This window comes from Chitinimonas taiwanensis DSM 18899 (assembly GCF_900119825.1).
GTDB lineage: Bacteria > Pseudomonadota > Gammaproteobacteria > Burkholderiales > Chitinimonadaceae > Chitinimonas > Chitinimonas taiwanensis.
In genome coordinates this window covers 127,694-135,192 of record NZ_FPKR01000015.1, presented here as the reverse complement: position 1 = coordinate 135,192, position 7,499 = coordinate 127,694, and the positions used below count along the sequence as shown (strand labels likewise).

At 61.6% G+C, this 7,499-nt stretch carries 8 protein-coding genes and 1 rRNA gene; 7 read left to right on the top strand and 2 right to left on the bottom strand.

Annotated features, from left to right (window positions below; genetic code table 11):
* Both BT173_RS17500 and BT173_RS17495 read right to left on the bottom strand, forming a co-directional pair.
* A 16S ribosomal RNA gene (locus BT173_RS17500) occupies positions 1-72 on the bottom strand; the annotation flags it as partial.
* A gap of 461 nt (positions 73-533) precedes the next feature.
* The gene (locus BT173_RS17495) at positions 534-761 is read right to left on the bottom strand and encodes an oxidoreductase-like domain-containing protein (protein WP_072429962.1); all 228 of its coding nucleotides are present in this window, start codon (positions 759-761) and stop codon (positions 534-536) included.
* A gap of 54 nt (positions 762-815) precedes the next feature.
* Between BT173_RS17495 and dnaX the strand changes: the two genes are divergently transcribed.
* The 7 genes from dnaX (at position 816) to BT173_RS17460 (ending at position 7,416) form a co-directional block, all read left to right on the top strand.
* Positions 816-2,624, top strand: coding sequence for a DNA polymerase III subunit gamma/tau (gene dnaX / locus BT173_RS17490; protein WP_072429961.1), 1,809 nt, complete (start codon positions 816-818; stop codon positions 2,622-2,624).
* A gap of 40 nt (positions 2,625-2,664) precedes the next feature.
* Positions 2,665-2,994, top strand: a complete 330-nt coding sequence (locus BT173_RS17485; RefSeq protein WP_072429960.1) for a YbaB/EbfC family nucleoid-associated protein — start codon at positions 2,665-2,667, stop codon at positions 2,992-2,994.
* 21 nt (positions 2,995-3,015) lie between these two features.
* Positions 3,016-3,612 (top strand): recombination mediator RecR, encoded by a 597-nt coding sequence (gene recR / locus BT173_RS17480; protein ID WP_072429959.1) that lies wholly within the window; start codon positions 3,016-3,018, stop codon positions 3,610-3,612.
* A gap of 117 nt (positions 3,613-3,729) precedes the next feature.
* Positions 3,730-4,473, top strand: a complete 744-nt coding sequence (gene minC, locus BT173_RS17475) for a septum site-determining protein MinC (protein ID WP_072429958.1) — start codon at positions 3,730-3,732, stop codon at positions 4,471-4,473.
* A 65-nt stretch (positions 4,474-4,538) separates the two neighbouring features.
* Complete coding sequence (gene minD, locus BT173_RS17470) at positions 4,539-5,348, top strand: septum site-determining protein MinD (protein WP_072429957.1); 810 nt, start codon at positions 4,539-4,541, stop codon at positions 5,346-5,348.
* A gap of 3 nt (positions 5,349-5,351) precedes the next feature.
* Positions 5,352-5,615 (top strand): cell division topological specificity factor MinE, encoded by a 264-nt coding sequence (gene minE / locus BT173_RS17465; RefSeq protein ID WP_072429956.1) that lies wholly within the window; start codon positions 5,352-5,354, stop codon positions 5,613-5,615.
* 82 nt (positions 5,616-5,697) lie between these two features.
* Positions 5,698-7,416, top strand: a complete 1,719-nt coding sequence (locus BT173_RS17460; protein WP_072429955.1) for an SEL1-like repeat protein — start codon at positions 5,698-5,700, stop codon at positions 7,414-7,416.
* Positions 7,417-7,499: the final 83 nt, after the last annotated feature.

The window sequence follows — 7,499 nt, the reverse complement described above, 5'->3', positions numbered from 1 at the left end:
AGCCCGTTCGACTTGCATGTGTAAAGCATGCCGCCAGCGTTCAATCTGAGCCAGGATCAAACTCTTGAGTTCAATCTCTGTTTTGCTTCAATTTCTGGCTTGCAAAATCAAAACCGTCGAAACGATTTCAATATCTGCGTAAGCCTTGGCTTCTCAACCAAGCGCCTACGCTTATCGGTTGTATCTTGTTAAAGAGCGTTTGCTTCTTCAGACCCACTCAGCTAGACTCATTCGTTTCGCTTCGTTTTTGTCTGCGTCAGCAGCAGAGAGGCGAACTATACGCAGCCACACGAATCGCGTCAACACCTCCAAACAACAAATTCCACCAAACACACCCACCAAACACATAAGTGCCTGATTATTAATTGGCACCGCACCAAAAGATTTTTACGCACCACCGCGCAAACCTGCGCAGTGCCTCGCCCAGCCGCCCTCACCGGCACGATCAAACAGCGCGAAACACCCACAACTCCATGCAAAACGCCCCTTTCGGGGCGTTTTGCAGTGCCTCAGTTCGATCGCGGGATATTTCGCTATATAAGTTTAGTAATATCAGTCACACCAGCTGACGAACCTCCGCTCTTGGATTGCTGACGTTGCTCCCACTCTGCGAGCAGTCGGCGATAGCGATGCATCTCTTCGTTATGCAGGTCAAATACGCATGGATCGCAGCCGCTATTACAGCACTCGCTGGACTCGGGCGGTGTCGGCTCGATAGGCCTAGGGTCAGTCGCGTCGGTACTAAATGGTGGGTTAGACATGCTTACACAGCTCCAGCCACCGGCCGATCAAACACGTTCTGTTAGAATCGCCGCATGACTTATCAAGTTCTCGCCCGAAAGTGGCGTCCGAAATCTTTCGCGACTCTGGTTGGCCAAGAGCACGTGGTCAAGGCGCTCAGCAATGCACTGGAAAACCAGCGCCTGCATCACGCCTACCTGCTGACAGGCACGCGCGGCGTGGGCAAGACAACGATTGCACGCATCCTGGCCAAGTCGCTGAATTGCGAGACAGGCATCACCGCTACGCCTTGCGGACAGTGCGATGCCTGTCGCCAGATCGATGCCGGCCGCTTTGTCGACCTGCTGGAGATCGATGCCGCGTCGAATACCGGCATCGACAATATCCGCGAGGTGTTGGACAACGCGCAGTACTCGCCCACTCAGGGGCGCTTCAAGGTCTATATCATCGACGAAGTGCACATGCTCTCCAAGAGCGCCTTCAATGCGATGCTGAAGACCTTGGAGGAGCCACCCGGTCATGTGAAGTTCATCCTGGCCACCACCGACCCGCAGAAAGTGCCGGTCACGGTGCTATCGCGCTGTCTGCAGTTCTCGCTGCGCCAGATGCTGCCCGCCCAGGTTGCCGGCCATCTTCAGCATGTGCTGGAAGCGGAAGCACTGCCTTTTGAAGCGGGCGCCCTCACTCTGCTTGGTCATGCGGCGGCCGGCAGTATGCGCGATGCACTTTCCCTACTCGACCAAGCTATCGCCTACGGCTCAGGCCGGGTAGAGGAAGCTGGCGTACGCGCCATGCTCGGCGCGGTGGATCAATCCTATCTATTCGACTTGCTGGAGCAGCTAGCCCGGCGCGATGGCGCAGCGTTGATGGCCGCCGCCGAGCAGCTGTCTCTGCGCGGCATTGGTGCGGATGCAGCTTTACAGGAGCTCGCATCTTTGCTGCATCAGCTCGCGCTGCTGCAAGGCGTGCCAACCGCCATTAGCCCCGATCATCCGCAATATGCCGATCTGCAAGCGATGGCGCCGCGCTTTAACGCCGAGCAGCTGCAGTTGCTCTACCAGATTGCCCTGCACGGGCGCCGCGATCTGGCCCTTGCGCCGGATGAGTTTGCCGGCCTGAGCATGACGCTGTTACGCATGCTGGCCTTCTCGCCAAGCCGCCACCTCGCCAGCACGCCCGGCGATGTAACAGTGAAGCCTGTAGCTGCGCACAGTCCGACTAGCACCCCGAAGCCCAGCGACACACCCGCACCAGTTGTAGCCAGCCCGGCAAACCCTCCAGCACCGGCGACACCGCTTGCGCCCGCGCCTAGCCTCGCACCTGCACCTGCACCTGCACCTGCACCTGCACCTGCACCTGCACCTGCACCAGTTAGCGTAGCTGAGGACGGACCGCCACCGCCGTGGGAAAGTGAGCCCGCCACCGAGGCCGCGCCACGCCCTGATGAACATGAAGGCGCTGCGATACAGCAGCCCGAAGCGACCGCGCCGCACTTCGAAGGTGATTGGGCAGGCCTGCTCAAGCAGATTCGCCTGGGTGGCCAGGCCGGCATGCTGGCCCAGCATGCCGAACTCAGCAGTTACGACGGTCTGCACTTCGAACTGGCCGTGCCGGACGCCTTCAGGGTGGTGGCGGGGCCAGAATACCGCGAGCGGCTTGAACACGCACTCAGCCAGCATTTCGGCGCGCCAGCGCGGGTCAAGGTCAGCGTGGGCGGTGCTGCCGATGCCACACCAGCCGCGCAGCAGCAGCGCGAACGGGCAGCGCGGCTGGCGGATGCCAGTGCGGCTCTGAATGCTGATCCGTTCGTGCAGGCCTTGATCAGCGAATTCGACGCTACCATTCAACCCGATTCCATACAGGCGCTGGGCGACCCCGCCTAAGCGCTCTGTGCATTCCACTTCAGCGATACAAGGAGCAACTATGTTCAATAAAGGCGGCCTGGGCAATCTGATGAAGCAAGCCCAGCAAATGCAGGAAAACATGAAGAAGGCCCAGGAAGAACTGGGCAATATCGATGTGGAAGGTCAGGCCGGAGCCGGCATGGTCAAGATCGTCATGAACTGTCACCACGCCGTGAAGCGCGTGAGCATCGACCCGAGCGTGATCGACGACGACAAGGAAATGCTGGAAGACCTGATCGCGGCCGCCTTCAATGATGCGCTGCGTCGTGCTGAACAGACCTCGCAGGAAAAGATGGCTGGCTTCTCAGCTGGCCTGAATCTGCCCGCCGGCATGAAGCTGCCTTTCTAAGCCAGCCGCCCGCTACAGCTGATGCGCACACCTTCCACGCTCAATCAGCTGATTGACGCGCTCCGTGTCTTGCCCGGCGTTGGGCCGAAGTCTGCCCAACGCATGGCTTACCACCTGCTACAACGCGACCAGCCCGGCGCCTCAGCGCTTGCACACGCGCTGGCTAATGCACTGACTAGCCTGCGCAACTGCGCGCGCTGCAATACCTTTACCGAGCACACGCTGTGCGAGCTTTGTGCAGACCCGGCGCGCGAGGACAAGCTGCTATGCGTGGTGGAAATGCCGGCCGATCTGCTACGCATGGAGCAGACGTTGGCCTTCAAGGGCCGCTACTTCGTGCTGATGGGGCGCCTCTCACCGCTGGACGGTGTCGGCCCTGGCGATATCCATTTCGACAAGCTGCTCACGCGCGCGCAGGATGGGGTGGTGGAAGAGGTGATTCTCTCCACCAATTTCACCGTGGAAGGTGAGGCCACGGCCCACTATCTGGCCGAGTTATTGCGTGCACAGGGGGTGAAGGTCAGTCGGATCGCACGCGGCCTGCCTGTAGGTGGCGAGCTTGAACATGTCGATAGCAGCACATTGGCGCAGGCGCTGATAGAACGGCGCAAACTCTAGCGTCGTGTGGGCGCCACGCTTGCACGCATAAGGCTTGTCTTGTTGAAGCCTGCGCGCTGAACCAAGTACACTCCGCCAACCTGATTTTTTATCCCACGCCGTCACAGAGCGCACTAGATGACCGCCTCCGTTAAACCGGCCCCGACTCGCAGCGCCGCGCCCTTCGAGATCAAGAGCGCCGCACTGAACCTCATCTCTTTCATTCCCAAAACGGCCGATCTGGCCGAGCTGGAAAGCGCCTTGCAGCGCAAGTTCGGCGCCAGCGAGCAATTCTTCGGCGGCGATGCAGCGCTGCTGGATCTCAGCCACTGGCCAGCCGAGGCCACCGCGCTGGATTTATCGGCCCTACTGGCCTTTCTGCGCAAAGCCGGCCTGCAAGCGCTGGCAGCCCGCGGCGGTCAGGCCTTGAGCCGCGAGATCGCGGCCAGCGTGGGCCTGGTGCTTTTGCCCGATGCGCCGGCCGGCCAGCGCGAAGCAAGCGGGCCCCAGCGTGAAGTCACGCCGGAACCTGCACCGCCACCCAGCGGCACGCTGATCATCGACAAGCCGGTGCGTAGCGGACAGCAGGTCTATGCGCGCGGCGGCGATCTGATCGTGCTGGCCCTGGTCAGCCATGGCGCGGAGCTGATCGCCGACGGCAATATTCATGTCTATGCCCCGCTGCGCGGCCGTGCCCTGGCCGGCGCGCGTGGCAATACCAGCGCGCGCATCTTCGCCCATGGCATGGAGGCCGAGTTGCTCTCGGTGGCCGGTGTGTACCGCGCCATCGACGAAGCGCTGCCTGCCAGCATTAAGGGCAAGCCCACCCAGGTGCGCCTGGATGGCAATAAGCTGGTCATGGAAGCGATGGCACTAGACTGATGCCCACAGACAATCCCACGCTGCCTAGCAGCGACACTCATTCAGAAAACTCAGGAAGAAACACCGTGGCAAAAATCATTGTCGTTACCTCGGGCAAAGGCGGCGTAGGCAAGACCACCACCAGCGCCAGCTTCGCCTCCGGCCTAGCCTTGCGCGGCAAGAAGGTTGCCGTGATCGATTTCGACGTCGGCCTGCGCAATCTGGACCTGATCATGGGCTGCGAGCGCCGCGTGGTGTACGACTTCGTCAATGTAATCCAGGGCGAGGCCACGCTGCGCCAAGCACTGATCAAGGACAAGCACTGCGACAATCTGTTCATCCTGCCTGCCTCGCAGACACGCGATAAGGAAGCGCTGACCAAGGAAGGCGTGGAGAAAGTGCTGCAGGAACTGGCGGCCGATGGCTTCGACTACATCATCTGCGACTCGCCAGCCGGCATTGAAACCGGCGCTCTGCTGGCCCTGTATTTTGCAGAGGAAGCCATCGTGGTAACCAATCCGGAAGTATCCTCGGTGCGCGATTCCGACCGCATTCTGGGCATTCTGGACGCCAAGTCGAAGAAGGCCGAGGAAGGCGGTTCGATCAAGGCACATCTGCTTATCACCCGCTACTCGCCCAAACGCGTGGAAGCCGGCGAAATGCTGTCGCTGGATGATGTCCAGCATCTGCTGCGCATCCCCCTGATCGGCATCATTCCCGAGTCCGAGTCGGTACTGCAGGCATCCAACAGCGGCACGCCTGCCATCCACCTGGAAGGCAGCGATGTGGCCGAGGCCTACAAGGATGTGATTGGCCGCTTCCTTGGCGAAGCGCTACCGATGCGCTTCGTGGAAGTGCCCAAGCAAGGCTGGCTCAAACGTCTGTTCGGGGGCTAAGCCATGTCTTTTCTCGATTACCTGCTGGGCACCAAGAAAAAGTCCGCCTCGGTCGCACGCGAGCGGTTGCAGATCATCCTCGCGCACGAGCGCGCCGGCAGCCGCGGCGGGCCCGACTATCTGCCGGATCTGCAGCGCGAACTGATCGCGGTGATTTCCAAGTATGTTGCCGTTGGCCAGGACGACATCAAGGTGTCTCTGGAACGCCAGGACGACTACGATGTGCTGGAAGTGAATATCGTTCTGCCCGAAGCGGCGAAGCGCTAAGCCAGAGAGCCGGGACCTGCCCGGCTTTTTTCAGAGTCCAACGTCAAGCTGGCCGATAGAGCCGGCGTCACGATGCGCCAACATGACCGATCACGCTGATATTCCTGCCCAGGCCGAACGGCCTGTTCAGCTCGACAAGTTCCTCAGCCAGCGCAATAACGAGCGCTGGTGCAAGCGCCTGTCGGCCGAGCATCCGGCGGCCGATTACTGGCTGTGCCACGAGGCACGCATCATGCAGGGCTTTCAGCGCGATAGCCGCTATGCCGCGCGTTTCGTGGCGCTGGATCTGGACCGGCGCATGTTGGTCAGCGAGGCCGATGGCCATCCGCTTACCCACTGGCTGGCCACACCGGTTGGCGAACTTGAACATCCATTCCAGCGCTCGAGCGATCTGGTCAGGCTGATCCTGGCCGGCCTGCGCGCACTGGCCCACCTCGGTCGCTTTGGCCTGGTGCACGGCGGCTTGCGACCGGATGTGATGATCTTGGCCCAGAACGACAAGGGCGAGATTGATTTCGATAGCCTGAAGCTGATCGACTTCGGCGTGGCACGCAATCCGCAGCAGCGTATCGAGAAGCCGCTGTTCATCGATCTGGCTAGCCCGGATGCCGCCTATCTGTCGCCCGCCATGCGCGAGGCTGTGCAGCGTGACTGGCAGACCTATGCCAAGCTGATCGGCGAGCATGGCAAGGCCAGCTGGTATGAGCTGAGCGAAGCCGGCCGGCATCAGTATGAAAGCGTGCTCATCCCAGAGTTGAGCATCAACACCCTGGACTGGCGCACCGATCTGTATGCGCTTGGCCACTGGTTCAAGCAGATTTCCCTGCACCGCATCGACTATTACAAGGACGCGCACCAGGAGGCCTTGCCGGCCCTGATCAAGCGCATGCAAAAGCCGGTGCTATCGGGCGGCTTTACCAGCCTGGACGCCTGCATCAAGGCTTTCGAAGCGCTGGAGGTCGATCAGCGCGCCTTGCAGATTAGCGAGGCACCGCAGACCAGCGGCGTGTTCTGCATGCAGCCCAGCCCGGTGCTGCATCCGCAGCAGCCAGCCGCCCTGGCGCCCACCATGCGTCTGGATGACGAGTTCTCGCCCCAGCCCAGGGAGCGCGCCAATAGCAAGGCACCCGCCAGTAGCAGCCGTGGCAAGCTGCTCGGTGCCGGCATCGGCCTGATCCTGGTCGCCGCGGTCGGCACCGCCTTGCTCAGCTCGAAGGAACAGCACGCCAGCCCAGCCCCAGCCGCCCTCCCCCCCAGCACGCCAGCGGAAGTGCCACCCGGCCCGGTCAGCACCGAAACCAGCAGCCAGGATGAGGCCAGTGTTGCGGCACAGGCGCCCGACGCGACTGCCCTGGCGGGCCTGAGCCTGGCCGATCTGCGCAGCGCCGCGGAAGCCGGTGACCCGGCCGCACAGACCCAGCTGGGCCTGCGCTATCGCAAGGGCTTGGGCCTACCGGCCGATAATGCCAAGGCGGTGGTCTGGTACCGGCGCGCGGCCGAACAGAACCACGCCGAGGCGCAGGCCTATCTGGGCTTTATGTTGATGACCGGCCGTGGCGTACGTCGCGATGACAGCGAGGCCGTGCGTTATTCGCGCCTGGCGGCCGAGCAGAACAATGCCACTGGTCAATACAACCTCGCCCTGCTCTATCTGGCCGGACGCGGCGTGGCCGTCGACAAACTGGCCGCCTACCGCCTGCTGGAGAAAGCGGCCGAGCATGAAAGCGGTGCCCAGCAACGCCTGCAGGAGCTCAAGCGCCAGCTCAGTTCGGCCGAGCTGGCCCAGCTCGCTACCCCCTGAGCGAGCAGCCGCTGCACAATCTGTTGTAAATCACTGACAAGCTGCTAGGTATTCGCGCAACAAAGCCAACCCTTCCGACGCGA